At 60.1% G+C, this 26,708-nt stretch carries 16 protein-coding genes; 10 read left to right on the forward strand and 6 right to left on the reverse strand.

Features of this window, described 5'->3' with window-relative positions; translation table 11 throughout:
- Positions 1-120: 120 nt before the first annotated feature.
- The 9 genes from FBY20_RS14675 (at position 121) to FBY20_RS14715 (ending at position 6,285) form a co-directional block, all read left to right on the forward strand.
- Complete coding sequence (locus tag FBY20_RS14675; protein ID WP_142053043.1) at positions 121-471, forward strand: hypothetical protein; 351 nt, start codon at positions 121-123, stop codon at positions 469-471.
- Positions 472-476: 5 nt separating this feature from the next.
- Positions 477-863, forward strand: coding sequence for a flagellar hook assembly protein FlgD (locus FBY20_RS14680; RefSeq protein ID WP_142053045.1), 387 nt, complete (start codon positions 477-479; stop codon positions 861-863).
- Positions 864-872: 9 nt separating this feature from the next.
- Positions 873-2,072, forward strand: coding sequence for a flagellar hook protein FlgE (locus FBY20_RS14685; protein ID WP_142053047.1), 1,200 nt, complete (start codon positions 873-875; stop codon positions 2,070-2,072).
- A gap of 134 nt (positions 2,073-2,206) precedes the next feature.
- The gene (locus FBY20_RS14690; protein ID WP_160144410.1) at positions 2,207-2,839 is read left to right on the forward strand and encodes a FliM/FliN family flagellar motor C-terminal domain-containing protein; all 633 of its coding nucleotides are present in this window, start codon (positions 2,207-2,209) and stop codon (positions 2,837-2,839) included.
- Positions 2,840-2,881: 42 nt separating this feature from the next.
- On the forward strand, positions 2,882-3,229 hold the full coding sequence (locus FBY20_RS14695; RefSeq protein WP_255452353.1) for a FliM/FliN family flagellar motor switch protein: 348 nt from the start codon (positions 2,882-2,884) through the stop codon (positions 3,227-3,229).
- Positions 3,226-3,552, forward strand: a complete 327-nt coding sequence (locus FBY20_RS14700; protein WP_142053051.1) for a flagellar biosynthetic protein FliO — start codon at positions 3,226-3,228, stop codon at positions 3,550-3,552. The genes FBY20_RS14695 and FBY20_RS14700 overlap by 4 nt, the downstream gene beginning before the upstream one ends.
- Positions 3,549-4,316 (forward strand): flagellar type III secretion system pore protein FliP, encoded by a 768-nt coding sequence (gene fliP / locus FBY20_RS14705; RefSeq protein ID WP_142053053.1) that lies wholly within the window; start codon positions 3,549-3,551, stop codon positions 4,314-4,316. The genes FBY20_RS14700 and fliP overlap by 4 nt, the downstream gene beginning before the upstream one ends.
- Positions 4,317-4,329: 13 nt before the next feature.
- The gene (locus FBY20_RS14710; protein ID WP_142053055.1) at positions 4,330-5,106 is read left to right on the forward strand and encodes a sigma-70 family RNA polymerase sigma factor; all 777 of its coding nucleotides are present in this window, start codon (positions 4,330-4,332) and stop codon (positions 5,104-5,106) included.
- A gap of 60 nt (positions 5,107-5,166) precedes the next feature.
- Positions 5,167-6,285 carry a tetratricopeptide repeat protein gene (locus tag FBY20_RS14715; RefSeq protein ID WP_142053057.1) on the forward strand — a complete coding sequence of 373 codons (1,119 nt, stop codon included), beginning with the start codon at positions 5,167-5,169 and terminating at the stop codon, positions 6,283-6,285.
- Positions 6,286-6,289: 4 nt separating this feature from the next.
- Here FBY20_RS14715 and FBY20_RS14720 read toward each other — a convergent pair whose 3' ends face one another.
- The 6 genes from FBY20_RS14720 to FBY20_RS27975 are packed head-to-tail and all read right to left on the reverse strand — an operon-like array spanning position 6,290 to position 11,615.
- Positions 6,290-6,658, reverse strand: a complete 369-nt coding sequence (locus tag FBY20_RS14720) for a hypothetical protein (RefSeq protein ID WP_142053059.1) — start codon at positions 6,656-6,658, stop codon at positions 6,290-6,292.
- Positions 6,659-6,666: 8 nt separating this feature from the next.
- Positions 6,667-7,221, reverse strand: a complete 555-nt coding sequence (locus FBY20_RS14725) for a tetratricopeptide repeat protein (protein WP_142053061.1) — start codon at positions 7,219-7,221, stop codon at positions 6,667-6,669.
- A gap of 24 nt (positions 7,222-7,245) precedes the next feature.
- Positions 7,246-8,364, reverse strand: coding sequence for a hypothetical protein (locus FBY20_RS14730; RefSeq protein WP_142053063.1), 1,119 nt, complete (start codon positions 8,362-8,364; stop codon positions 7,246-7,248).
- Entirely contained in the window at positions 8,361-9,263 is a 903-nt protein-coding gene (locus FBY20_RS14735; protein ID WP_142053065.1) for a hypothetical protein, read from the reverse strand. The genes FBY20_RS14730 and FBY20_RS14735 overlap by 4 nt, the downstream gene beginning before the upstream one ends.
- Positions 9,264-9,275: 12 nt before the next feature.
- Positions 9,276-11,435, reverse strand: coding sequence for a YcaO-like family protein (locus tag FBY20_RS14740; protein WP_160144411.1), 2,160 nt, complete (start codon positions 11,433-11,435; stop codon positions 9,276-9,278).
- 45 nt (positions 11,436-11,480) lie between these two features.
- Positions 11,481-11,615, reverse strand: coding sequence for a hypothetical protein (locus tag FBY20_RS27975; protein ID WP_255452354.1), 135 nt, complete (start codon positions 11,613-11,615; stop codon positions 11,481-11,483).
- 242 nt (positions 11,616-11,857) lie between these two features.
- Here FBY20_RS27975 and FBY20_RS14745 point away from each other — a divergent pair, with 242 nt between their 5' ends.
- On the forward strand, positions 11,858-26,707 hold the full coding sequence (locus tag FBY20_RS14745; protein WP_142053069.1) for a LysM peptidoglycan-binding domain-containing protein: 14,850 nt from the start codon (positions 11,858-11,860) through the stop codon (positions 26,705-26,707).
- Position 26,708: the final 1 nt, after the last annotated feature.

Raw genomic sequence — 26,708 nt, forward strand, 5'->3', positions numbered from 1 at the left:
GGACAGCATGACCGTGGTCAGAATTCGCGACATTCAAGTCGACAGGCGGACGTCGGCAGCGTCGGACCCGCGCCCGAGGCAATCAGAGCCTTGCCCGCTCCTGCACGCATCCCTCTGCCCGTGACTACCGCCTCTGTCGCGGTGTCTTTGGCGACGCCGACGTCCGCCGGTCGAACCTCTTCCGCCCACGGCTTCGATCAGGCTGCCGTGCTGACCCAACTGGCGAGCACGCTGGGCGTGCGAACACGCAAGCAATCGGTGCATATCGAACGCGGTGAACAGGGCGTCTCGGTGTGGGTGCGGGATACCCGCATGAACAGCCAGCAAGTGAACCATCTCGCGGCATCAATTGCCGCCAGCCTGGGCGATGGCTCGCAACGCCTGGCAGCGCTTTACCTGAACGGGCTGCCGGTCTCCGATTCCCGCACGTCTCATTCACACTCGTTGTCTACACCCTCTCTGTCGGAGTAAGAAAAATGGCAATCGATTCGACCGGGGCGGCAGCCTCGACGCAGCTTGGCATGCAGGATCTGCTCAAGGTGCTGTTGGCCCAGCTCACCAACCAAAACCCCCTCAAGCCGATGGAGAACCAGGACTTCATCGGACAGATAGCCCAGTTTTCGTCCCTGGAGCAAAGCCGTCAGACCTACTCCAAGCTGGATGAACTGGTCGGGTTGCAAGCGACCCTGCAATCGGTCGGCTTGATCGGAAAGACTGTCGACGTGACATCGCAGACCGGCAGCCTTACGGGTACGGTGACTGCGCTGAGCTTTGCTTCCGGATCGCCCATGTTGAGTATCCGTACGACGAGCGGCTCGGTCGTCAGCGATCTGAGCCTGGGTGCCGTGACGGCCATACGCTAAGGAGCGAACATGCTGGACAGTATCTGGTTGAGCCTTGCGGGGATGAACGGCTTTTCGAAGGGCCTGCGCACCATCAGCAACAACGTGGCGAACATGAACACGCCGGGATTCAAGAAGTCCCAGGTGCTGTTTGAAGAGCAGTTCAGCGCCAACGTGCCGTACAAGCACGACCGGCAAGGACCCGGCAACAATGGGGCGGGCGGCGGCGTCAATACGTTTGGCACGCGGATAGATTTCAGTCCGGGCGAGGCGCGCCAGACAGGAAGCAGTCTTGATCTTGCGCTGGATGGAGGCGGCTACTTCATGTTGAGGGGGGACGACGGAGAGCTCAGGTACACGCGGGCCGGCCAGTTCGATTTTGGCGACGATGGGATCCTGCGAAACAAAAGTGATGGCTCGTTGGTGTTGGGCTCGGACCGGGACGGAAAGGGGGCGCAGGGAGAGATATCGTTGGCTGGCCTGATGACGTCACCTGCAAGCCCAACGTCGTCGATACAGTTCACCGGATATCTTTCTTCGACCGGCACAGATCATGAGCTGACGGCCGTCAAGATCTACGACAGGACCGGCGCCGAGCATCTGCTTAAGGTGACGTTCGTCAATCAGGGCGCAACCCAGCCGGGCACTTGGAAAGTGACGATCGCCGATGGTCCAACCAACTTGGGCGAAGGAACGCTGGTGTTCAAGGATGGCCGGATAGACCCCAATTCCGCCAGGATTACGGTGAACTATCTGCTGCCGTCTCAAGGAGCCCAGGCCATCACCTTGGACTTCAGCGACGGGGTGACGTCTTTCGCGTCAGGTACGACATCGACGCTGACAGTTCAGAAGCAGGATGGATATGCGGCCGGTAGCGCGACGGGTGTGGCCTTTGACGCGTCGGGTGTGTTGTCCATCAGCTACTCGAATGGGCAGTCGGTCCAGGGCAGACGGATCGCGCTTGCGCGATTCTCATCCGAAGATCTGCTATCGCCGGTCGGCGGAAGCCAGTTTGTGCTGACGAACCCCGACGCGCGCGTCCTGGGCAATCCTCGAGGGGATGGATTCGGGCGGCTGGAAAGTGGCAAGGTTGAGGGATCGAACGTTGACCTGTCGCAGGAATTCAGTGATCTGGTCGTCATGCAGCGAGGATATCAAGCGGCATCTCAGACAATTTCCACGGCGAACGATTTGATCCAGTCGCTGTTCGACATGAAGGGCAGGCGTTGATGACGGTTTGGACGATTGCCTGGTGGACCCATGCGGAAATGGAGCGAACGGCAGACTCCGTAAGGAAGGCTCTCCTCGGTTGGTGTGGACAATGGGGTGTCGCCGCAGACGCTCTGCGTGTGGAACCCGCGTCCTTGCCCGACACGGCCAACTCGGCCAGTTGGCAGTGCGTGACGGGTGATGGTGACGAGGATGGGGTCTGGGTGTCGCATCCTGAAACTGCGGCGCGCGCGCTGGCGGTTGCCGTGTGCGATGACGATCGGAACGCTTCGCCGATGACGCGTGCTGCGGGCCCGATGTCGCTGTCTGTCGCGCGCCAGGCGGGACGCGCAGTGGTGGAGACGTTATGCGCACATTTCGCCTGGATAGCGAGGGACGATGCGCAAGCTTCGTCCCTGCCTCCGAGGCTTGAAAGCGGGAGCCTGAGCGTGTCGGTGAGGATCGGCGATGCGGCATTGTGGATTGTTTTAAGCGCCGGCGTGGCCAGGTCGATTGCCGGCCGCGTGCCGTTCTCTCCTTCCTCGCCGTTGGTCCCCATACAGGATGTCCTGGGCGCGCGAGCGATTGCGCTCGCCGTGGCACTGCGTCCGGTTCGGCTTGAAATCGGCAGCTTATGTTCGCTGGCGGTGGGCGACGTGATCGCGCTCGACCACAAGCTCGATGAACCAACGACCCTGTACGCGGAAGACGCGTCCCCGGTCGCGCAAGCGCATTTGTCTCGGATCGGACCTCAAAAGGCAATTCGTCTGGACCGTGCGGCGTCCTGATACCGCCCACGATTCTTCTTCGACTTCATTAGGAGTACAGCGTTGACCATCAACCATGGCGATCTTGCAGGCGCAATGGCTCAGCCCCTCGATTTCCCGGAAAACGTGGAAGCGTCGGCTGATCTGACCCCCTTGGCCATTCGCAATCTCAACCCAATTCACAGTGTCAAGGCGACGTTGTCTGTGCGCGTAGGCGACGTTGAGTTGACGGTCGGTGACCTGATTAACGCGAAGTCGGCTCAGGTGTTCGCCCTGAACCGCAAGGTGGATGAACCCGTGGATCTGATGCTGGAAGGCAGCATCGTGGCTCGGGGCGAGCTTGTGGCCGTCGGTGATCATTTCGGTATCCGGGTGACCGAACTGCCCTTGGACCTGCGTTCGCTGGCATGAGTCCGGGCACACCGTTGGCATGGGCGCGCGATGGCGCCCTGACGTCCGGGCTGCAGTCATGGTCCTGGGCACTGGCTATCGTGCTTGCGCTGTTGGCTTGCGTGTCGGTGCTTTGGTGCCGCAAGCGCGGCGGTATCCGCAACTGGGCCAAACCAGCCATTCCGCCGGTTCGGAGCCTGGGCGGAACGCGCCTGAACCAGAATGTCAGGCTCGAGGTGGTCGAGTTCGGCGGTCAGCGGATCCTGCTCTCCGTCAGCCAAACTGAAGCTCGTGAGATTGCGCGTGACGCTTTGCCCGGCGACGCCGAGGGGAGCGTTTCATGAGATCCACAGTTCGCACGTTGACAGCGTCGTGCGGCGTGGCGATGCTCGTGTTCGCGGGCGGTGCGCTTGCCGCCACGTCGGGCGGACCGGCGGTGGAACTGAACGCCGCGATGGGCTTGTCGGCCGGCTCCAGTCCGGAAACCGCCACGGCGCTTCGAATCGCTATCGGACTGACTGTCCTGAGCTTGCTGCCCGCCATGCTGGTGTGCATGACGGCGTTCCTGCGCATCATCATTGTGTTGTCGATGTTGCGCCACGCGTTCGGCATGCAAGAGACTCCTCCGAACGCTGCGCTCCTCGGACTCGCCCTGTTCCTGACGCTATTCGTCATGTCGCCGGTGATTCAAGAGGTGAATCAGCACGCGCTGCAGCCCTTCATGCAGGGCACCCTTTCTGCCGAGGACGCATATGACCGCGCGGTGCGCCCTATGCGGGCGTTCATGGTCAAGCAGACTCGGGAAGAAGATCTTGCGCTAATGCTGGATCTTTCAGGGGCCGCAAAGCCAGAAACGCTTGAACAGGTCAGCAACGTGCAGCTCATTCCGGCTTTCATGTTGTCGGAACTCAGAGTGGCGTTTCAGATCGGCTTCGTCATTTTTCTCCCATTCCTGCTGATCGACCTGATTGTCTCCAGCGTGCTCATGGGCCTGGGAATGATGATGATGCCACCAGTAACCGTTTCCTTGCCGATCAAGATTCTGTTGTTTGTGCTAATTGACGGTTGGGGGCTGGTGCTCCGGTCGACGATAGGATCCTTCCATTGAGCGCCGAGGTCACATGACAGCTACCCTTCATGATCCGGAATGGCCTGTTCCTGCGGACGATGATGCGCTTTGGCGGATCTACCGCGCGCAGCCAAATCAAGCGACGCGCGACCGGTTGGTCACCCGCTATCTGCCCTACGCGCGGGCGATCGCGGCGCGCATGTATGCCCGCCGCGGCGGGCAGGATTTCGAGTTCGATGACTATTTGCAGTACGCGTCGCTCGGGCTTATGGAATGCGTGGATCGTTATCAGCCCGGCTTGGGTGCTTCTTTCAAGACCTATGCGACGACACGTATGACCGGCTCCATCCTGAACGGGTTGGAAAAATTGACGGAACGACAGCAGCAGGTGGCCATTCAGCGCCGGCTGGCAAATCACGAAGAGCGCGCGGCGTCACTTGCTGAACTTGATGATGACGTCGCGGCAGGAGAGTCGGCCGAGGACCTGTTCCGGCGGCTCGCCGCCGTAGGCGTTGGCGTGGCGCTTGGCGTGCTGCTGGAGGGTTCCGGCTTGATCGAATGGCAGCAGTCGGAAACTGGAAACGGTTTGGGCGCCTACGAGCAGGTCGAGCTCAAGCAGTTGAGGGACCGCGTCATTGCATTGGTATCCGCCTTACCGGAACGCGAGCGCCACATCGTGCGGGCGCATTACATGCAAGATGTCGCCTTCCAGGATATCGCTGCCGAAATGGGCCTGACGAAGGGAAGAATTTCGCAGTTGCATAAGCGTGCACTGGAAATGCTTCGCCAGGAGCTAGGGCGATATCAGCAATCCTCCGTTGATTTTTAGCGTCGCGGATCGCGTTACGCTTGATCGTTGAATGAACCTTGCTGCATAGGAAGCCGCATCATGTCGAATCCCATTGACCGTCTGGACCGCTACGACGGATACCTACAGCAAGATCCGGACAACACATCGCTGGCTGTAGAAGCCTTTGAACTGGCGTTGACCCTGGGGCTGCACGAACGGGCGGAGGGTTACTTGGACCAAGCGCAGGCTGCAGCGGGCGAAGATCCGTATCTGCAATACCGGCGCGCTTCGCTGCGGGCAGCCCAAGGACGTTGGGATGAGGCTCTGGCGTCGCAGGCGGAGCTTTGCCGGCGGTTTCCACAGGATCCAGACGTGCGTGCGGCGTTTGCCGGCTTACTGCATTACGCGGGGAAACATGATGAGGCCGAGACCATCTGGTCTCAGTTCGAGGGGATAGGCGATCTGCCCGACCATGCCTGGGCGAACCGGCTGCGGACCCTGCACTTTACGGGGCGATTGGAAGCGGCGCTATCGGCGGGGGAGGGAAACGCGGGAACATTGGAGCGTAATCCTGAGGCGGCTGGTGTGCTGAGCCTGATAGCGATCGATTCCGGTCAGTTCGAGGCGGCTCGGCGTTGGTCTGCCGTCGCCTTGGCCTCGCTGCCCGATTCGCCCGAAGCGCTGACTGCCGCCGGGGCGTTGGCGCTTGCGGCGAAGGATGCTTCGGGTGCCATCTCGACGTTGACGCGGGTGGTGCAGCAAAGGCCTCGGGAAGGGCGCGCTTGGTCGTCGCTCGGCATTGCCCATTTGCTCATGCAGGATGGCGCCGCCGCTGCCGCGGATTTCCAGCGTGCGACGATGCTGATGCCGGCGCACATAGGAAGCTGGCACGGGCTAGGGTGGGCAGGCCTGTTGCTCGGCAACGTCGCGCAGGCAAGGGCCGCGTTCGAACAGGCTTTGGCGCTGGACCGGAATTTCGGCGAGAGTCATGGCGCCGTCGCAGTTGCCTATGCGCTCGAGAACAGAGGCGCCGATGCCGCGCGCCATATTGAACTTGCATTGCGGCTCGACCCGGCGGCGTTGTCCGCCAGATTCGCGCAGGCCGTGCTGGCCGGCGCACTGCGTCGACCAGAGGAGTTCCAGGCGATGGCGGACAGGGCTTTGAGAGGCGTGGAAGCCCCAGACGGCCGTTCCCTCATCGACTGGATCAAGCAGTAACGACCTAGGCCTCCGTGGGTATGTCCAGAAGCAGCCGCGCTGCACGCCGGCTAGCCGCCAGCAATTCTGGTTGGGCTTCCATGCGTTGCTGCACGATGTCCACAAGCTGATGAAATTTCGAATCGTTGATGAGATTCGCGCCCAGGTCGGAGACGAGCGCTGCTTCCAGAAAATATCGAAACGCCTTGCGCTCGCGTTCCGGGTCGTCCGGCGCCAGGCTTGCCACCCGCTTTAGCAATTCGGTAAAGGCGGGAGGCTCCGCCGCCTTGGAGGCCGTGACAGACTTGCCCGTCCGGCCGGTGTTTGCAGCGCGCGAACCAGATACCGCGCGCTGCTGGATAAGCTGGGCCAGCCGCCCAATGCCGTCAATCATGATTGGCCCTACAGATTCTGCTTGTAGGATGCCAAGACAAACTGGGTCGCGGCCTCGTCTTGCGGAGCGTCGGACGTATGGGTGCGTAACGCCTCGATCTGCCCAACCAGCATGCGCATGTCATGATTGAGCGGTGCATTTTCCTGATTCGCCGCCATGCCCATATCCAAGAGCCGCAAAGTGTCCTCGAATGCGTCAATTGCTAGCGTAGCGAACGCGCGTTTAAACAGGACTAGATAATGCGATTCGCCCAACGATTCCAGGGGGTGCCAGGTCTGGAACGCGGTTTGCGGGCGGCCACTCGTGTATTGCAGCAACCCGAGCTGAAATCTCGTCGTCGCAAGGTCAGGGGACAGTTGAAGGGCGGCGATGTACGCCGCCTCCGCTGCGTCCGGAGCACCCATTTGCATATGCTGGGCGGCAAGCAGCGCGAGCGTCTCTCCGGAGGCGGGATGATCTTCGCGGGCCTGAAGCAGGATATCGAGCGCACGGTCGGCGTCGCCCTCGTCAAGCGCCCGGGCGTATTGATCTAGAAATGGAAGACTGGGAATCGGGGTAGTCATAGAGGATCAGTGAGGAGGGAAGCCTCAGAGGGGGGCCAGCGACGACAAACGCATGTCACTGACCAGCGATTCCGCAAGTCGGGCGCATTGGGTGGCGTCCTGCCCGGTTACCGCAAACATGGGCCACGCATGACCCAGATCGAAGGGACGGTTTGAATCGTAAGCGACCTCTTCAATCAAAGGGACACATCCGGCGCCGAACCCGACTTTTCGGCGGCCATGCTCCAAGGGTAACACCACGCGGCGAATGCCTACATAGGGGGCGACCCAAGTGAAATCAAGGGAGTCGGCACTTCCCAGCATGTAGGCCAATGCAGCCTGATAGAAAGGCAAGCCCAGGCCATGGAATGCGCGATCGGGCATCGTCCCCGGGCGCAGATTGATGTCTATCGCGCACAGTTGGCCGTCCTTTTCGACGCATTGAATATAGATGACTGAGTGGCGCAGACCGATGTCATAAAGCGCTTGAATCATCTCACCGATTTGGTCGTGGCGAGCATGACGGTCCCCGAGTAGCATCCACTCGCACTGCAGCGCCTCGCCAGTGAACCGTAAACGGCCGCATTCGTATACGGAAACGCCATTCGGACCTGCGACGGCAGCCGCGGTATACACGTCGCTGTCGCCGATATATTCCATCGTGAGATAGCGGCCATACCACGAATTAGGATCGTTCTGATAGGCCAGGAACGCTTCCAGCAACTGCTGCTCGACCAGCCAGTCATGGAAGTGTCGCAGGCTGTCGTAGCGTTGGTAGGCCCACGGGTGTTCGGCAAATGATCCGCTCCCCTTGTCGGGTTTCACAATGATGGCGTACGGGAGGTCCGGCTTCAGGTCTTCTGTCCGAAGCGGGGCGTGTGCCCAAAGTGACGAGAAGCCTCGTTGGGCAAAGAACCGGTAGGCGAGAGACTTCTGCGTGGCAATTGTGGTCGCCAGCACCTCGGGCCCGGGCACGCCGTGAAGTGCAGCCAAATTGGCGGCATCCACGCTGCGGAAGTCGCTGCAGGCAAAGACTCCGAGCGTGTTCGAGTCCGGGTAGCCAGCCACCTCAAGATCCAGCCTGCTGGCGGCAGCCCGATACTGCTTTTCCTTGGCGGCGCTCTCCCGGCTATGGGAAGAGAGAAGAACAATGTTTCTTGTCATGCGGATGCCTTCAAGGCAGGGTGCAGTCTGCCGCTACGCAACAGATCGAACGGGTGAGTCTTGCCAAAGTGCGAATTGGCGACCCAGCTGTCGGTGTCGGCGTCATGTTCGAACCAGGGGGCAAAGCCGAGGACCAGGTGGATGCGTGGCGTACTGCTCGGTTCCTTCACGTACACCCTGTGTGGAATATTGGTATTGAAGGTGTAGGCGCAGCCAGGCGCAAGAAAGTGTTCCGTCATCGTGTCGGATTCGGGCTGTGGTGTGTCCTTGTCGTGCTCGATCTGCAGGCGGTATGCAGGGTCCGACGTAAGCGGAATGTTCAGCCGCAGATTCTCGAATACGGGCTCGTCGCGGTGCCACCCATCCATGAAATCGCCCGTAACTCCTCGCTCCCCGATCAGCACCGATAAGCGCGATCGGATCAGCTTCAGCCCGCACTCATTCAAGAATTTTCCCAGTGCTCCAAGGTTTGACGCGGGGGTACGGACGCGAAAGCCGTAAGAGTCGAAGTAGGTGTTCTTCAAGCCCCGATGGCGCTGCACCGAATTGTAGAAAAACTCGTTGATGGGATTCAGCGACGTCCCCAAGGTCGACTGATGCACATCGTCGACCCACGGGTCTTGCATGTCGGGGTTGTAGACCAGCGACAAGGATTGATAGTTGTGGTCGTGATGCCGCCCTTCCGCCGACAGCCAGCCGTGCAGACCGTGCGTGGCAATGGCCTCATGTGCAGCGGCCTGCAGGCCTTGATAGAGATCCGGCGGGAGCTGTATCTCCAGTAGTTGGGAGGATGACTTTCCATTTAGGGCGGCACTGGCCTCAGCAAACGGGGTCTGCGTTTTCAAGTGCTGAACGATAGTGAGCGCGTCAGGAGCGTCTTTAACGGAGAACATTGACATGGTCGTTGCCTATCAATTGAATGGGTGTGGGAACGGCCGCCCGCGCCCCTGCTCGCCGCCCCGTCGGATCAGGGAGAGATAGGCAGGGTGCCCGGCCGGTTCGTTTCCGTAGCCGAATTTGATGGGGATGAGCCCGGGTATGAAGGCCTTGATGGTGGGCGTACGGCACGGAGCGCCGTCCGTCAGGTCGACGGCAATCAACCGGTGCTCGTCGCCGCGAAGCTGCCGTAAAAGGGTCGGCCAATCGTGCGCCAAGTCGCGCTGCGTCCGCTGTAGGTTGGTAGGTTCTGCTAGGGCGTCGGCGCGCCTGAAGGTCGATCGTTGGCTGTAGAGCGTGGCATGATCGGAAGCGTTTCGCACCTCTGAGGGCCGAATCGGCGGCGGCTTTGGATTGTGGAGCGAGACATAGATCTGCGATTCGAGTTCCATCAGTGCGTGGTCCATCGCGAGTTCGAAGTCGTAGCCTGCGCAGGTGGCGACGCGGGTAAAGTGATGCTCAACTGACTGGGCGAAACAGAAGGCGACGTGGCAGTAAGCGTGACCGATATCGCGCAGAACAACACGCATTCCAGCTTGGCGAAGGCGCCGCAATCTCGCTTGTAGGGACGCCGACAGATCCGCTTCCCGAACTTCGATGGCTGGCTCGCCCAGCCAAAGGCGCATGAATGCATCGCGCTCGATGAGTTCCAGAACAGCGTTCTCCAGCGCTGATGCGATGCTGGTGTGGGAGGCTGTTCCCGAGGTGTTGGCGCTGGTATAGACCGATGCACGGCTATGGTTCGCGAGGCCCTCATCAAGGTAGATCAGGTCTGCCAGCATGTGGCACGGTAAGTCGTCCAGGATGCTATGCGCCGCCTTCCACAAATATTCCTCTCTAGGGTCGAGAGGGCGGTATGGAAAATCAGGGCGTCGGTACTGCGCTGCGCTGTACCGCAATATGTCGCCAGGGTCTACGGCGTTCGCAAGCTCCTGTGCACATGCACTAATAAGGCCTTGCGGTTTGCATAAGGCGGCACGTTCGCGGGATTCCATGGTCGCCTTGGTGCGAGCGCGTCCAGCGTCCACGTCACGGCCCCACGACCAGGGGTGGGTGGAATCCTGGCGAGCACGGCACAGAAAAAATCCCCGCGCTCCTTCGACGTCCCGTACGTCTACCCAGTCGAACTCAGCCGGACCCTCGCTCTCGCGCGCCGCGCCGGGCGAGCCCAGAACTACGGTCGTGATGGGAACGATGTCGGCCGCGCATCCCAACATCTCAGCCAGATCGTCTTCGAGAAACCCGCCAACTTCCACGGCATTGCAATTGCCGGCCGTCGCCGCCAATAATGCGTTCTGCGCAGAATGACCAGCCTCAAGCGGCACGTATGACAAGGCGCGCGGACCGTACTTCATGGCGCTATCAGAAAACTGTGCCGCAATAACGAGTACACCCTGTGCTTGATCCAACAGCTCCGGAGTAGAGAACGCTGCTTGCAACGCGGACAGATCGGACATCAGTGGCACGTAGTGCAGGCTGGTCCCGCTAGCCGCGGACAACGCGTACGCGCCAATTTTCAGGGCGCCGGTTGGTCGGAGATTCAGGTAATAGTGCCGCAGCGGATACAGCGCGCCGGCGGAGGGCGTCACGGTGCGAAATCGGTCGCGGTCTGGTACGACTCCTGCGGCGGCCCAAAGCACGGCGGTCAATACTGAAGGGGGGAGTGGGTCTTGCCCAAACGCGCGATTGGACACGCGCTCGCGCAGCAGCCGATGGAAGTCCTCTGCGCAGTTGCCGCTGTCCAGTGTGATCGCCCCAGCTGCCGGAACGCAAGATAGCCTGATCTGCGCTGCGGCCATCCTTTCCGCCAGCTGAGCCGGAAGAGGGGCCTCGCCCATCGTCCTTGGGTTCGACGCGTGCACCCAGAGTTGACGCGGCACGTCATGGACGCAAACCAATACCTTTTCTTCGATTAGCGCTTGCAGGAGTCCTGACACCGCAGGCATATCCCACTGCCGCTTCTGACAGGCGTCGAGCCAGCGGCGAGGGGTCATGACGCCGTCAAAGTCATACAACGTGCGCAACACCGCATTGGGCGCCCGCACGGCATAGGTACGCGAGACCTGGCGGCATTGCAGGACGGAGCCTTGCAACAGGCTTCCGGGCATCAACACATGGGGAAGATCCAGTTGCATGACAAAGGTCTGCGGGCGGAGGCTTCCGCCCGCATTAGTTCGCATTTACTTGCCGCTGCTGCCCGCCGGCACCGGCATGGCTTGGCTCCGACGCTGTTGGCTGGATGCGCTCCAAGTGAAGCGTTTGGGGTCGTTCTGGCCGGCGACTGGTTGCGGCGTGTTGATGGGGGTCTGGCTCATGGTTTCTCCGGATTGGATACGTTGGCTCGCCTGACGGTCGGCCATAGGTGAAAGATCGGCCATCCGCTGGCTCAGACAACTTGTCCGGTTGGTTTCATGCAGGTTTAGGCCCAGCGAGGAGAGATTGCGAAAGACCAAGCGGACACACTAAACCGCCGATGCGCAAGATGGAGAAGTTGATCACGGACAGTGCGCCCTCGAAATGAGCGGCCGGAAATAACAACTGAAAGGACTTCCGAGATATGGTCGCCATCGTTAGTGGTAATAGCCTGGGTTTGAACCTGACATCGCTGGGCGTATTGGGGGACCGGGGAGCGTTTGGCAACGCCAATCTTGGCCGGAGTTCGGAACAGATTTATGTCAACGTTGCCAATGGAAATCTGGTCTTCCGCAGTAAAGATGATCAGCTTGCTGGCGTAGGTGCTTTGTTCGGATCGGTCCGTACTTACAACAGTCAAGGAAACCTAGGGCATGCGGACGCCTGGTCCATCGGATCAGCGCTTAAGAAAGTGCGCCTAGTGGGGCAACTGAACCAACCCGGCAGCACGATGATTCGCGTCGATGACGACGGATCGGAGCAGACCTATCATTACGACGTGCCCTCCGGCTCCTACTTTTCATTTGAGGGAGGAGGTGCCTACGACCATATGTCAATGGACGCGACGACCGGCCAGTACGTCTGGAAGGACGGGAATAGTGGTCTGGAAGAGCGATACGAAGGCACAGGGTCTGGCAGGGTACTCAGCGCCACGGACACCAGCGGCAATACGCGAACCTACACGTACGCCGCAAATGGCAAGTTGGCCAGCGTGACGGATGCCAGCGGTGGAATCACGTTTTACGACTATTCCGGTGAAAACCTGACTCAAATCCGCACCGTCACCGTCGAAAACGCCGTTGAGGTCGTGCAAACGCGTGTGCGCTATGGATATGACAGCGTTGGCCGACTCTCTGCCGTCGTGGTCGATTTGTCGCCGGAAGATAACTCCATTGCGGACGGAAAGGTTTTCCAGACGTTTTATACCTACGACGGAGCTAGCGACCGGATTGCTTCGGTCTCGCAAAGTGACGGCACTCAGATTTCGTTCGGATATACGCAAGTAGGCAATACGTATAAAGTCGCTTGGTCCGTCGATGCGCTCGGGCGTGTCACCACCTATGGGTACAACCCTGGGCGATCCATGTCCTATATGGTTGACCCGCAGAATGGACAAACTTACTTCGAGTATGACGGAACCGGCAACATAACAAAGGTTCGCGTCGTAGGCGCTGGGCTTAATGGCGACGACCACAACACGCTGTTTTCCTATGACTACGTGGGGAATCTGACAAAAATTACAGAGCCTGGTGGGAAGACAACTACCATGGCCTATGACACGCAGGGCAATCAACTGAGCTGGGTTGATTCGGCTGGGAATGCGATGTCCCGCACCTACGACAGTGCAAATCGAGTCATTACCGAAAACGCCTATGTTGCGCCTAGGCTGAACGGTGGCAGCGCTTATGGCAATCTGACCACGCGTTATGTCTACGATTTGGCGGGACATCTGCGCTTTCAACTCTCCCCCGCAGGAAATGTCACGGAGTATCGGTACAACGGTTTCGGTGAGCGGGTCAGTACGCTGCAGTACGCCGGGAACATCCATTCGCTGACCGGGTTGACGACAGCCACGGCGCCAAGCGAAGCCGAAATGGTGGCCTGGGCAAGTGCGGCGGACATGAGCCGGGTTTCCCGAGTGGACGCGGTATATGACTACCGCGGGATGTTGCAACAGACGATTGCCTATCAGGAAGTCAGCAGCGCCGGCGAAGGTGTGCTGGATGGCAATCAGGTGTTGACGCGTTATGTCTACGACCAAGCGGGCAGGCTTCTCACCACGGTCTCACCTACGGGTGGAGCAACGTCGTATACGTATGACGGTCTGGGACGTTTGTTATCGGTCCAGGATGCGCTTGGCAACATCAGCTACACCCAGTACGACGATGCCGGGAACAGCGTGGAGGTGACGCACGCCAATGGCTTGAAGACCATTTCGACCTACGACAAGGGTGGCCGGAAGGTCAGCGAGGTGGCTCAGGACGCGGGCGGTCAGAACCTGGGCGAAACCAAGTTCGCCTATGACAATAACGATAATCTGATCATGACCACCGACCCCAGCGGGGCGCGGACGTACATGGTCTACGATCGGTTGGGGCGCAAGGTTGGAGATGTGGACGCGACCGGGGCGACCACCGAGTACGTATACAACGCAGCCGGGCAGGTTTGGCGCACGAATGTCTATACCGGAAAGGCATACCTTGAGCGGCTTGTCGATGCGCAAGGCAAGGCCCTCAATCCGCCGATGCGCAGTGTGGTGCCTAACACGGGCGCTGCCACCGTGTGGAACCTGTACGACACGTCGGGCCGACTGGCCAAGACGATTGATGCCACCTATGCGATCACTGAATACCGCTATGACGGAGCGGGCCGGCTGATTGAAGAGATTCGTTATGCGAACCGCATGACGACTTGGTACGTGGCGCAACCGAGCCGTCCAGAGCACGCGGTAGTGACAGCGTCGCCGGCGGACGCCAAGACATCCTATTTCTACACCGCAGATGGCAAGCTGCGCGGCACGGTTGATGCGGAAGGGGGCGCGGTCGAGTACGTCTATGACGGCGCAGGCCGCCAGGTGCAAAAGATCTCGTATGCGACGAAGACGTCGGTTTCCTCCAGGACCGGAACGACGTCCTTTGACAGCGTCAAGCCTGCGACATCCACGGCGGACATTCGTGAGTACTGGTTGTACAACGCGCAAGACAAGGTGGTAGGACACGTTGACGGAGAACGCTACCTGACAGAGTCGGTCTACGACGCCAGCGGCAATCTGACGACCAAGGTCCGCTACGCCAACGCGGTATCGGAAGCGACCCCCGCATCCACGCTCGCGCAATTGCGCCCCACATCGAATCCGAACGACAAGGTCTGGGCATACACCTACACCCGCCTTAATCAGGTGTCGTCCGAGCGCAATGCGGAAGGTTCGCTCACGCTCCATGTTTACGACAATATGGGTCGGCGCACCTCGACCATCAAAGCTGCAGGAACGGCGATCGCGCGTAGTCTGTTGTCGCGCTACGACGTGCAGGGCAGGTTGATCGCCGAGCTCGCCGGAGAGGGCGCAGCCAAGCTTGACGGGAATCTGACCCAGGCCGAGATCGATGAGATCTGGAAGGAGTACGGCACGACCTACACCTACGACGCCGTCGGCCGGCGTACGTCCATGATGGATGGGCTTGGACACAGGACGTTGTACTACTTCGACCAGGCTGGGCGAATCACTCACACCGTCAACGCGCTGGGCTTCGTGGAGGAGCGCGTCTACGACAACGTGGGCCAGCTGGTAGAGACAATCAAGTACGGGTCCGCTATTTCGCTGCAAGGTCTGAATGGCGGACTGGTCAACGATGCTTTGCGTGTGGCCATCTCTTCCAGAAGCAATGCAGATTCGGATGTCCATGCGACCTATGGATATACGGCAGATGGCAAGGTCGCTGTTGAAACCAACGCCGCCGGCCAGTTGATTAAGCACACTTACGACGCGTTCGGCAACGAGATATTCAGGCTGACTCAAATAGCGGGAGCCATCAGTCGCACAGACGCGACGACGTACGACCGACTGGGCCGAGTCACCCAGATCACGGAAGATGCGACGGGCTACGCGCGCAGGACCACGCGCGAGTATGACGCGTTTGGGCGCCTGATTAGGTCGCGCGATGGCTACAACGTCGCGGTCAATCGCGTCTACGACAAACTCGGGCGCGAAGTGATCACGTATGACGCGATCGGCCAGAAGTCTACGATGTACGACGCATTCGGCAATGTGCTGTCGCGCATCGACGAACTCGGGCGGCGAACGAGCTACTCGTATGACCTTGGAAGTCGCAGCGTGACCATGACCACGCCAGACGGCGTTTCGGTCACAACAATTCAAAACGCTTTCGGGCAGAGCGTGGAGGTGCGCGATGGCAACGGCAATACTACAAGGCATGCCTATGACGCCAACGGAAACCTGATTCGTTCCGAGGACGGCGGGGAGGTTTCCACCAATAGCTACGACGCGCTGAGCCGCTTGATCGAAAGTGTCGACGGACGCGGCGTGAAGACGGTGTATGTCTATGATGCCTTGGGGCAACGTCTGAGCCGGGAGGTGGATCCGGGCGGCATGGGCTTGCGGACCGAATATCGCTACGACGGGTTTGGTCGGCAATACCTGACCATAGATCCCGCCGGTCATCAAACACTCGTGACGTTCGACAAGGCCGGACGTGTCGTGTCGTCCACCGTGGATGCGAGCGGCTTGAACTTGGTGACCCGCTATACGTACAACGAGAGCGGTCAGCAGCTCACAGTGACTGCGCCGAACGGCGTGGTGACCCGCTATGCCTACGACAGTCTCGGTCGCAGGAGTTCTGAAACGCTGGATCCAGACGGCTTGGCGCTCACTACCGCCTACGTCTACGATCTGAACGGAAATTTGATTTCCAGAACCGAGCCGGGCGGCGCCCGGACGATATACGCGGTGGATCAACGCGGCCGGCAGGTCTTGACGGTCAACCCCAACGGCTTCGTCGTCGAGGCCCGCTATGATGCGGCGGACCAAGTCACCGGCACTATCGCGTTCGCGACTCCGGTCGCGTGGGGTGCCAGCGCCGCACCACCGAGCGAAGCTCAATTGCGGGCGTTGATTAAGCCGAATTCGGCTGATATATCCGAATACCGCTATTACAACGCCGATGGCCGCATGGCGATTACGGTGAGCGGTACCGGCAATATGGTGTCCTATCGTTACGACGGCAACGGCAACGTCGTCGAACGCATCGCGTACGCAAATCGCCTTCCAGCCTCGAGCATCGGCTCGGCACAGATGCCGGCCGCTCCGCAGGTCAATTCCTTCTACGACGAGCGAGTGCGCACCGTCTACGATGCGCTGGATAGAGCAATCTTCCAGGTCGATGGCGCTGGGGGCGTGGTGCGGCAGCGTTACGACGCTGTTGGTAACGTCGTCGAACGCGTTCAGTACGCCGCTCGTGTTCCGCTCGAAGTTGCGCTTGACGTTGCTGCGCTGGAGGCCGCGCTCGCGACTCTGGCCGACGGGCACCGCGATCAGCGCAGCGTGAATGTCTACAACGGCGCGGGTTGGCTGACCTATTCGATGGATGGTTTGGGCACCGTCACGCACAACGTCTACGACGCCGCAGGGAATGTGTTGAGGCAGACGCGTCATGCCACGCGCATGCCACTTGGCAGCGATCCCGCCAGTGTGCCGTCCAATGCGGCCGACATTACCGTCTCGCACGTTTATGACGGGGCCAATCGTCGCGTGGCGTCGATCGATCCTAATGGCAACGTCACCCGGTATGTGCTGGACGCCGCAGGCCGCGTTGTTCTTCTGATCAATCCCCTGGGCGCGGTGGCGGAAAGCGGCTATGACGCTGCGGGTCGCCTCACGTTCTCCCGCGCGTACGCCTCGCCCATTTCCCTTGCCGGACTCGGACAGCGCGTCGGTGAGGCCGACATTCGTGCCTTGCTGGAACCGCAGTCCAACGATCAGGCTGAATATCGCTATTACGGCGTAGATGGCCGACTGGCGATGACGGTGAATGCGCTGGGTGCCGTAGTGACCTACCTCTACGACGCCAACGGCAACGTCAGCGAACGCACCGCGTACGCCAACCGCCTTCCAGCCGCCAGCATCGGCGCAACGGAGATGCCTTCCACACCCGCAGTGGACATGGCCTACGACCAACGGGAGCGCATGGTCTACGATGCTTTTGGCCGCGTCGTGCTCCAGGTGGACGGAACGGGCGCCGTCGTGCGCCAGCGCTACGACGCCAATGGGAAGGTTACGGAACGCATCGCCTATGCAGTACGGGTGCCAGCCAACATTGCGCTGACTGCCGCGGCAATCGACGCCGCGCTCGCCTCGGTAGCGGATGCGGCGCGTGATGTGCGGACCGTGAATGCCTACGACGGGATCGGACGACTGACCCATGTGATGAACGGCCTCGGCGCCGTCACTGAAAGCATCTACGATGCCGCGGGGAATCTGGTGCGCCAGATCCAGTACGCGACTCCCGTTGCAACGACTGCGGATCCCCGAAGCGTTCAGGGTGGATTGAAGGACCGCGCCAGTGACTGGGCATACGATGGTCTCGGCCGGCAGATTCTTGCTGTGGACGCGACGGGAGCGGCCACTCGGCGGGTGCTGGATGCCAACGGTAATGTTGTGCAGATCATCAGCTATGCCACACGGCTTGGCGCAAATGTGCCGCGCACGGCGGAAGCGATGCTCGGTGCGCTGTCGCCCAACGCACAAGACCGCGCGACCACGACGGCGTACGACGCTGCTGGACGCGCTGTTCTTGTGGTTGATGCGCAGCTGGGTGTCGTGCGTAACACCTACGACGCTGCCGGCAATCTGTTGTCCGTCATGCGATACGCGGAACACCTGTCGGGTGGTAGTCTGGCCGGCGTCGAGCTGGCGGGACTGAGTCTGGACGCATTGAATGCGCGCCTTCCCGCAGCCAGCTTGCAGGATCGCGTCGAGCGCAGCGTATACGGCGCAACCGGTTTGCCGCTGTACAAGATCGATGCAGCGGGCTTCGTTACGCAGTTTGAGTACGATACCCGCGGCAATGTGCTTCGCAGCCGCATGTTTGTGACGGGTGTGCTGTTGGAGGGCAATCCCACCGCCGCTGCCGTGGCAGCGGCTTTGACGCCAGACAACGCACGGGACAGGGTGGACACCTTCGTCTACGACTCCAGCTCCCGTCTGTTGGGTAGCACAGATTCGTTGGGGAAATCCGAATCGTTCACCTATGACGGCGTGGGCAACAAGCTTAGCTTCGTCAACAAGGCGGGCAATCAGTGGCTGTATGAATACGACGCAGCAGGCCGCCTGACCGTCGAGAAGTCGCCATTGATAAACGCCGTGGGGACCGTGCTGGGCGATGCGGGGAACCTGGTGCTGACCGCCGCTCAGGCGGTTTCCATGGTGACTCGCAATGTCTACGACGCACTGGGGAATCTGGTTGCACGCACCGAAGGAGATGGGCGCCCGGAAGCTCGCACGACTCGGTATGTGTTTGATGCGGCAGGCCGCCAGATTCGTACGATCCTGGCACCGGTCAATGTCTACAACGCGCAAGCGGACAACCTGCTGACCAACGGCGCTTCCGGCGTTGCCGGCCGCACTGAAACAGCTGCCGTATCCCTGACTTCGGACGTGCTGTACGACGCATTTGGCAATGCGGTGGTGGGCCGCGATGTTGCAGGCGCAATCAGCTACAAGGTCTACGACAAGAACGGCGCCCTGAAGTATGAAGTCGACGCCGAAGGCTACGTGACGGAGTACGATCGCAACGCCCAAGGTGATGTCACGCTGCGTTTGCGCTACGCGACGAAAACAGGGCTGACGGCGCACGGCTATACCGCATTGTCGGCTGAGACTGTGGCGGCTGCGGTCAACGCCACCGGCATTGATCACAGCGGCGACCGCGGCGTGGTGACCAGCTACGACAAGCTGGGTCGGGCCGTGGAGGTAAGCCAGTCGCAGATCTACGCCTACGATTCGTCGGCGGCCGCCGGGGCGCAATACTTCACCAGCAACAAGCTCACGCGCACCGAGTACGATGCCTTTGGCCAGGCCGTCGCCGTGCGCGAATTGGTTAATCCCGTCTCGCAAGTGTGGGCCACCACCACGCAGTACTTCGATCGGCGCGGAAGCGTGATTGCGAAGGTAGATGCGTTGGGTTATGTCACCACGATGTCTTACGACGGGCTGGGCAACAAGACATCCGTGCGCGAGTACGCCAAGGCGGCCAGCTTTTGGGACGCGAAGTCCTACACATTGCCGGCCACCGACATGAACGACCGGCTACTGACCTATACCTACGATGCGCTAGGCCGAAATACCTCTGAAACCCGAGTTGGCGTCGAATATAGCGCTCAGTCGAATGGCATGGCAGGCCGGGGAGATTTGAAGACCACCTTCGGCTATGACGTGCTGGGCAATCGTACACGCGTCACTGATGCGAACGGGGCGTCCACCTACACGTACTACGACGCGCTGGGTCGGGTTACCGCAATCGCCGAGCCAACGCGGTTGTCTCCGATGTCCGGGGTAGCCCTGACGCCGTTGACGACGTTCCGGCACGATGCGCTGGGCAATGTGATCGCGACCGTCCAACAGGGCGGCGGCGCGGCTAACGCCAACGAGTTGGCCTATACGGTGGTCGCAGGTCACAACCGCGCCACTATCTCGCGTTATGACAGCCGCGGCAACAAGATTCATACGACCGACGCCAATGGTAGCAGCATGTTCGCCTCGTTTAACGCTTCGGGTCAGATGGCCAAGCAGTGGCGTGGCGTGATGGGCAACGACGGCACCGTGAAGACCTGGTTTCAGGCGTTCGAGTATGACCGGCTGGGAAATCAGACTCGGGTGATCGATCCCGCGTCGACATCGGTGTTGAAGAGCGGTATTCAGACAGGATGGGCATCGTCCAATAAGGAGTTCCGTCAGAACGACAAGTACGTCATGACTGGTACTAACACCATCAACTTGAACTGGTCGTCCTTGATCGATGCCGCCGGCGGTTTGGTTCGGGTTCAGGTGTACTACAGCACCGTTAGTACCCTCCACAGCGAGACGGTCACGGACGAAGGCGGCGAGTGGGGCGTATCCCCAGGTGGGACGACTGTCACTTATGGATCGCCTAGCGTTGCTACCAGCCGCACGATGGATTTCGGCGCGGCCGCGGCGGCCTCAGGCATTTCAATCAGTTGGAACGACTACCGTGTACAGCAAGGCGGGATTTCTGAGCTGAGCTATTTACGTGTATGGCAGCAGGATGCAGCCGGAAATTGGGTCAGCAAATGGGAAGGGAGCAATGCGCAGGCCAACGGATCGGGAATTTCCGAGGTGTCGCAACAGGAGGCTGGATGGTCCGACACGGTCACGGAGTACAACGCATTTGGGGAAGTCATCCGCCGCGGCGTAAACGGCGGCCGGCAGGAATATTTCCAGTACGACAATGCCGGAAACTTGATTCGCTCCAACGCGAACTCCGGGAAGGATCAGATCACCCTGTATAACCTGCAGGGCAAAGCCACGGCGAGTATGACCAGCGATGGCGCGGGTGGTAGTAACGTCAACGTTGCGGCTATCGGGTCCATTCAGCAAGCGGCGAGCATGAACAATCTGCGCCGGGAAGACTTGGTGTACGACTTGTTGGGCAATGTTGTACAGAGTCGGGCGCCTGTGCGGACCGTTTTCGAAGGCGGCGTTACCGTAAATCGCGACTTCACCTTTGCCACCATCTCATCCTCGGCCACGCTTTACTACATTCCCAATCCAAATTCGGGCAGCAACGAAGGGGGGGGAGGAGAGGGAGGGGGGCAGGAGGATCCCGGGACGCCTGCCTGGCGCGGAACCAACAGCGTCCACCTCGGTTGGACAAGCCTAGCCGGGTTGGGCGACGGTGATGTCCGAGTCGTGATGACTTACGAAAGCGCGGGCGGGACGCGCCGCGTCCTTTCCCACGACTATCCTTCTAGCGCCTCGACTTCGGGCGTGGTTATTAGTTGGGACGGTACGGCGACCAATACGACGGATGGAGGCGTAAGCCGTGTTGTTGCCATGGCGGTCTACAAGAAGGACGCGAACGGTAGTTGGCAGACCGTCATCAACCAACAGGAGACTTTTGGCAACACGGGCAACTTTATTGATGTCGCTGCGCCGGTAGATCCTTCGACACGGGTTCGGCTGGAGATTCAGGTTCCAAATGGCGGGTGGTCCGAAGTTGGGCTGATCAACTTCGGCAATTCGTATCGCTACGACGCGGCAGGCTTGCCCGTTGGGAACTATGAGTATCGCGTTTCGCAAATTGGACGCGACGGAATTGCAAAGGTCACGGGCTTCGGTACGCTGGCCTTGTCCGCGCCCAATCTGGCCTCCGTCGGTGGGTCAATGGGCTTTGGCGCAGTGGGCAATGATGTGTTTAGCTGGCCATCGTTCGGGGCCGGCGTGGACGCGCAGTTCCGCTATCGTCCGGCGGGGGGCGGGGCCTGGACTCAGCTTCCTGTATCGGCCCGCAACGCAGGCCACGATGGAGTTGATTGGGTTCCGATGAATCCGGGCCAGTTTGAGTACGAGCTGCTGCTTATCGATCGAGGAACTGGCGCGGCATACGCCCACGCGACGGGGATCATCAGTAAGGCCGCCGCCATTCCGGATCGTTGGGTGCCGCCGGTCGGAACTCCGCCCATAGAGCAAAACTTGCATATGGATGCCGTCAACACCGGCATTTCGTGGACGACCTACGATGGTCGTGACCAGAACGGGACGGCCGTATTGAAGTACCGCGTCCAGGGAAGTGCGGCTTGGAACTCGGTGGTACTGAATAAAAGCCCGACATCGCAGCCCTTTGGTCCTGTTGGTAGTGACGGTGTGGGAGAGGGTGGCGAAGGAGGTGAAGCCGGTTCAGGCGTCACGACCTATTGGGTTCGCCTGGGTCGTTTGCCGGTAGGCAATTACGAATTCGACCTTGTCTTCACTCCAGCTGGCGAAGCCGAACCTAGTAAACACCGGATTGGCGTTATCTCCCAGGGTGCCACTACGCCCGGCTACTACTACACGCGCTACTACACGGTAACCGTGCCTTATCAGGTCTGGGTGCCGCTAACCGGCAACGGAGAGGGCGGCGAAGGAGGAGAGAACGGCTCGGCAGGCTACTGGACGACGGAGTACCGGCAGGAGCAGCGTTCCGAACAGGTCTGGGTGAATGCTGTTGTGCCGCTGCCTGGTATGTCCCAGACCACGGCCACTTATGTCCCCGGATACGTCGTCCCCGGACGACCCACCAGCTATTCTCTGATCAGCACTACCGGCCAGAATCCGGCGCCTATCAGCACCCAGACCTCGGGCGCTTTGGGGGTTGCCGCTACTTGGACGCCGGTAGGCGCCAATGGTGGATATCAGTCCACTCGTCCGACCGTTGAGCGGACCTTCGATCGTTGGGGCAACGTTGCGACGGTGACTGATCCCCGGTCTCCGTACTGGATCACGCGATATACCTACAACGCGAACAATCAGATGACTTCTGAAGTCCGTCCGAACTCGGACGGCGCGGTAGGTGCCGGTCCGGCTACCTATCTCTACTACGATGCTGTCGGCAACAATGTCGCTACGCGTGATGCCAACGGCAAGGTAAATGGCGTCGAATACGATGCGGGCGGCAACCGCATTCGCGAGATACATGCCGATGGCGGTATTTATCGGTACGAGTACAACCTGTTGGGTGACAAGGTCGCGTGGGTCGACGCTTTGGGGAACACCACCCGGTATACCTACGACACTATCGGCCGTCTTATCCTGACATCCGTTGACGCGATCGCCAACTACGGCATCGCAGGCAATGCTGTAGACCTTGTTCACACCGGGTACAAGAGCGTCATCGAAAGCGTGACCTACGATGTGCTGGGCAACAAGCTAAGTTCCACCAATGGCGCCGGAGAAACCACCTACTTCCGCTATGACCTGCGTGGCAACGTAACCGGTGTGCGAAAACCCGGGCAGGCGACGGAATTGCGTACAGCGTACGACGCACGCGGCAACAAGACGTTCGAGGCCGATGGCAATGCCAATGCGTCGACCTGGGCCTATGACTATTTTGGCCGTCTGGTCGCGCACACTGACATCGGAGGCGCTAAGTACTTCTACACCTACGACAATGCCCGTCAGCTGCTGGCCCAGACAAACACGCGTGGCCAGAACCTGAACTATAGCTACGATGCCGCGGGCCAGATTACAAAGATCCACGATGCCGCCATTGGACAGGTCACGGACTACGCGTACGACCATGCGGGCAACAAGGTGCGCGAGCGCACTACGCAGGGGGGAAGCGTCTACCAAAACAACATCATGGCGTATGACGCGCTGGGCCGGCTCCGGCAGGTCACGGACAACTACCTGCGCCAGAACATCGATTACGACGCCAATGGCAACCGCACCCGTGTGCAAACCCAATACACCGATGCGACCGATACCTGGCGCAACCGCGATTATTGGTACGGCTATGACTCCATGAACCGGCAAACCACGGTGGAAGCCGTGAATGCCAACATGGAGATCAATGCGGCACAAGGTCACAAGCTGACCTATGACGCCAACGGCAATCGCGTGAGCGACCAGTATTGGGATAAGGTGATCTACGCCGACGGCGGCACCGCCGCCGGCTTCACGACAGAGACCTACAGCTACGACACGCTCAACCGCCTGACGACGCTGCGCCGCGATGGGCTGTTGCTGGATACACGCTATTACGATGGCGCCGACCGTGTCGTCATGAGCGGTATCGATGGGTCGCTGAGCAAGGCGTTCTTTGATAGGTCCGGCCTGGCGAACGAGCAGAAGCGCAACATGTACGACCCGGCAGGTCGCCTCGCGAACGTGCGCGTGATGCACATGTCGGCGGGCGGCCTTGCCAACCGCTACAACAGCGCATACACCGGCTACGACCAGGCCGGCAACGTGACCCAGTACCGCATGGATATGTGGGATGGGACCGCGTACACCAACACCTACACCTACACGCACACGCGTTACGAAGGCTACCGCGAGGCGACGCTGTCGGGGGTGAGCACCGAGCTGGATCCAGGCCAGACGACGTACCAGTACGACGTCAACGGCAACATGGTGGGCGTCGTCGATAGCAAGGACAGCAAGAAGAACCAGACGCTGATCAACGACGTCAACGGCAAGATCCTGATGCGCGTGCAGAACGGCACAACCATGCGATCGCTGGTTGTCAATGGTGAATTGATGGGCACCACTGGGCCCACGGTGGGGGCCGACGATTTTTCACCGTCGTTCCGTCCGATCGACGGCGGCAACCCGTCGGCGAGCCCGGGTTCGTATCGTATTCAGCCAGGCGACACGCTGCAGACCATTGCGCAGCAGGCCTACGGCGACAGCCGCCTGTGGTATCTGGTCGCCGAAGCCAACGGCCTAGCAAGCGATCGAGACCTGCGCGTGGGCGCAACCGTCACGATCCCGAACCGCGTGACGGGCAACCACAACGACTACAAGACCTTCAAGCCGTACGACCCGGGCAAGCTGATCGGCGACACCCAGCCGACGATGCCAGTGCCTGAGGCGGATAGCGGTGGGGGTGGGGGATGCGGCGGGATCGGAAAGATCTTTGTCGCGGTGGTGGCGGTGGTGGCGACGGTGTTTACCGCGGGGGCGTTGGCCGCGCCCGCTGCTGGGCTGGTCGGGATGATGACAACCGGGGTTTCGGTTCTGACCGGAGCGTCTGCGCTCTCTGGTATTGCCGCCGTGGGCATTGGTTTGGCGGCCGGAGCGGTGGGTAGCATCGTTAGCCAAGGCGTCGGCATCGCAATGGGAGTTCAAAGCAAGTTTAGTTGGGGGGGCGTTGCGACGAGTGCGTTGGGGGCGGGTGTGTCGGCAGGAGTCGGCACCGCTTTCAATAGCGGGAATTTCTTTAGTTCAAATGCGAGCTTGGTACCGAGCGGCACTGCACACGCCGGCACGATGATTGCACGGGCCGCCGTCAGTTCTACCGTGAGCCAGGGCATTGCTGTCGCGACAGGCTTGCAGTCCAAATTTAGTTGGACGAATGTGGCTGCTGCCGGGGTAGGGGCTGGAGTGGGATACGCGGTGGGCGCGGCGGTGTTGCCCAACGCCACGGAGTTTGGCGAGAAGCTGACTCGTGGATTTATCTCTGGGGCGGTTGGGGGAGTTGCGGCAACCGTGCTCACTGGGGGCAAGGCGAACTACGTTCAGATTGCCGTCGACGCCTTCGGAAACGCATTGGGAAATTCGATCGTCGATTCGATGGCGCCCCCATCTGTGAAGGCGGTGCCTCAAACTGAGCTGACGGATAGCACCATCCCAGAGGCCGTTAAAGCAAAGTTCCGAGCCGGCACCATGGCTGACATTCGCTTTGCAGCGGGCAGTGAAATCGTCGCCGACATTAATGACGTGAGCATCCTCAAAGAGCTATCGCGGGGAAGCGATGGCAGCATTAACTGGAATATGGGCCCCACGTCATTCCCTGTGAAATCACCGTCCGATTTAGTGGTGGGACTATTGCCCGAGGTTGAGCCTTCCCCGGTCCTGGATACTCCCTCGCTTCAAGGAACAGCACGAACGCTTGCGGATATCGAATATCTCAGGACGCAGGCGATCGCTGGGTTCACGAAGAATATTAACGATCCCAATGCGGGATTTGGGCAGTCGTTATCTAACCGATCTTGGCGTGCGATCACGAATACCGGATATGACTTTGTCTCCTCGGGAGTCGCAACCACTGGACTGATCTTTGACGAAGTATATCGGGGGCAGACGGTCGCCGGCGTGAAGTACGTCGCCGAGCAGGTTGCGAATGACCCGGTTGGTGCTGCCAAGCGCGTTGCCGCGAAGGCGGCCGTCTATTGGAACGAAAACTCGGTTGGCCAGATCGGTGAAGACGTTGGACGAGTGGGCATAGGGTCGCTAGCGGGCAGTGGCACAGCTGCAATCGGCGGGAAGGCGATTGGAATCGTGGGTACAGGAACTGTGGCTGCTGGTCGGCAAATGGCGCCAGTAGCAGCGGAAATGGCTGAGGCGGCACTGCGAAAGCAAGGCTTTGCGCTTGGAGTGATGCCGAGCGACTCCAAGCTGCTTCTGGCGGGTGATATAGTTCCAAGCAGCCGGATGACCTTGCCAAACGATACGCTTGGTTGGAGAGTTGGTGATCCTATAAATAATTTGACATCAAAAGGAAATGTTCCATCTTGGAGTGCGGTGCGCGCACGTATATGGAAAAATGAAGCCTTTCTAAATTCTGAAGGTTATCGTGAGGTAAATCTTTCTAGGATGGAAAGAGGATTGGCTCCGCAGCGTGTTAATCCGCTAACTGGTCGAGTGGAGAGTATGGAGCTGCATCATGTTCCCCCTCAACGTGAAGGTGGTCTTTTTGATGTGCAGAAGGTGTGGCCAGATCAGCATGCGGCAGTGGACCCTTTCAGGAGACTAGGAAAATAAA

Origin of the sequence: Achromobacter sp. SLBN-14 (genome assembly GCF_006715415.1) — a bacterium.
GTDB classification, from domain to species: domain Bacteria; phylum Pseudomonadota; class Gammaproteobacteria; order Burkholderiales; family Burkholderiaceae_B; genus Achromobacter; species Achromobacter mucicolens.

Bases quoted from the DNA above. Each gene is read 5' to 3' on its own strand.
- FBY20_RS14680 (WP_142053045.1), top strand. From the start codon at position 477: ATGGCAATCGATTCGACCGGGGCGGCAGCCTCGACGCAGCTTGGCATG.
- FBY20_RS14685 (WP_142053047.1), top strand. From the start codon at position 873: ATGCTGGACAGTATCTGGTTGAGCCTTGCGGGGATGAACGGCTTTTCG.
- FBY20_RS14700 (WP_142053051.1), top strand. From the start codon at position 3,226: ATGAGTCCGGGCACACCGTTGGCATGGGCGCGCGATGGCGCCCTGACG.
- fliP (WP_142053053.1), top strand. From the start codon at position 3,549: ATGAGATCCACAGTTCGCACGTTGACAGCGTCGTGCGGCGTGGCGATG.
- FBY20_RS14710 (WP_142053055.1), top strand. From the start codon at position 4,330: ATGACAGCTACCCTTCATGATCCGGAATGGCCTGTTCCTGCGGACGAT.
- FBY20_RS14715 (WP_142053057.1), top strand. From the start codon at position 5,167: ATGTCGAATCCCATTGACCGTCTGGACCGCTACGACGGATACCTACAG.
- FBY20_RS14720 (WP_142053059.1), bottom strand. From the start codon at position 6,658: ATGATTGACGGCATTGGGCGGCTGGCCCAGCTTATCCAGCAGCGCGCG.
- FBY20_RS14725 (WP_142053061.1), bottom strand. From the start codon at position 7,221: ATGACTACCCCGATTCCCAGTCTTCCATTTCTAGATCAATACGCCCGG.
- FBY20_RS14730 (WP_142053063.1), bottom strand. From the start codon at position 8,364: ATGACAAGAAACATTGTTCTTCTCTCTTCCCATAGCCGGGAGAGCGCC.
- FBY20_RS14735 (WP_142053065.1), bottom strand. From the start codon at position 9,263: ATGTCAATGTTCTCCGTTAAAGACGCTCCTGACGCGCTCACTATCGTT.
- FBY20_RS14740 (WP_160144411.1), bottom strand. From the start codon at position 11,435: ATGCAACTGGATCTTCCCCATGTGTTGATGCCCGGAAGCCTGTTGCAA.
- FBY20_RS27975 (WP_255452354.1), bottom strand. From the start codon at position 11,615: ATGAGCCAGACCCCCATCAACACGCCGCAACCAGTCGCCGGCCAGAAC.
- FBY20_RS14745 (WP_142053069.1), top strand. From the start codon at position 11,858: ATGGTCGCCATCGTTAGTGGTAATAGCCTGGGTTTGAACCTGACATCG.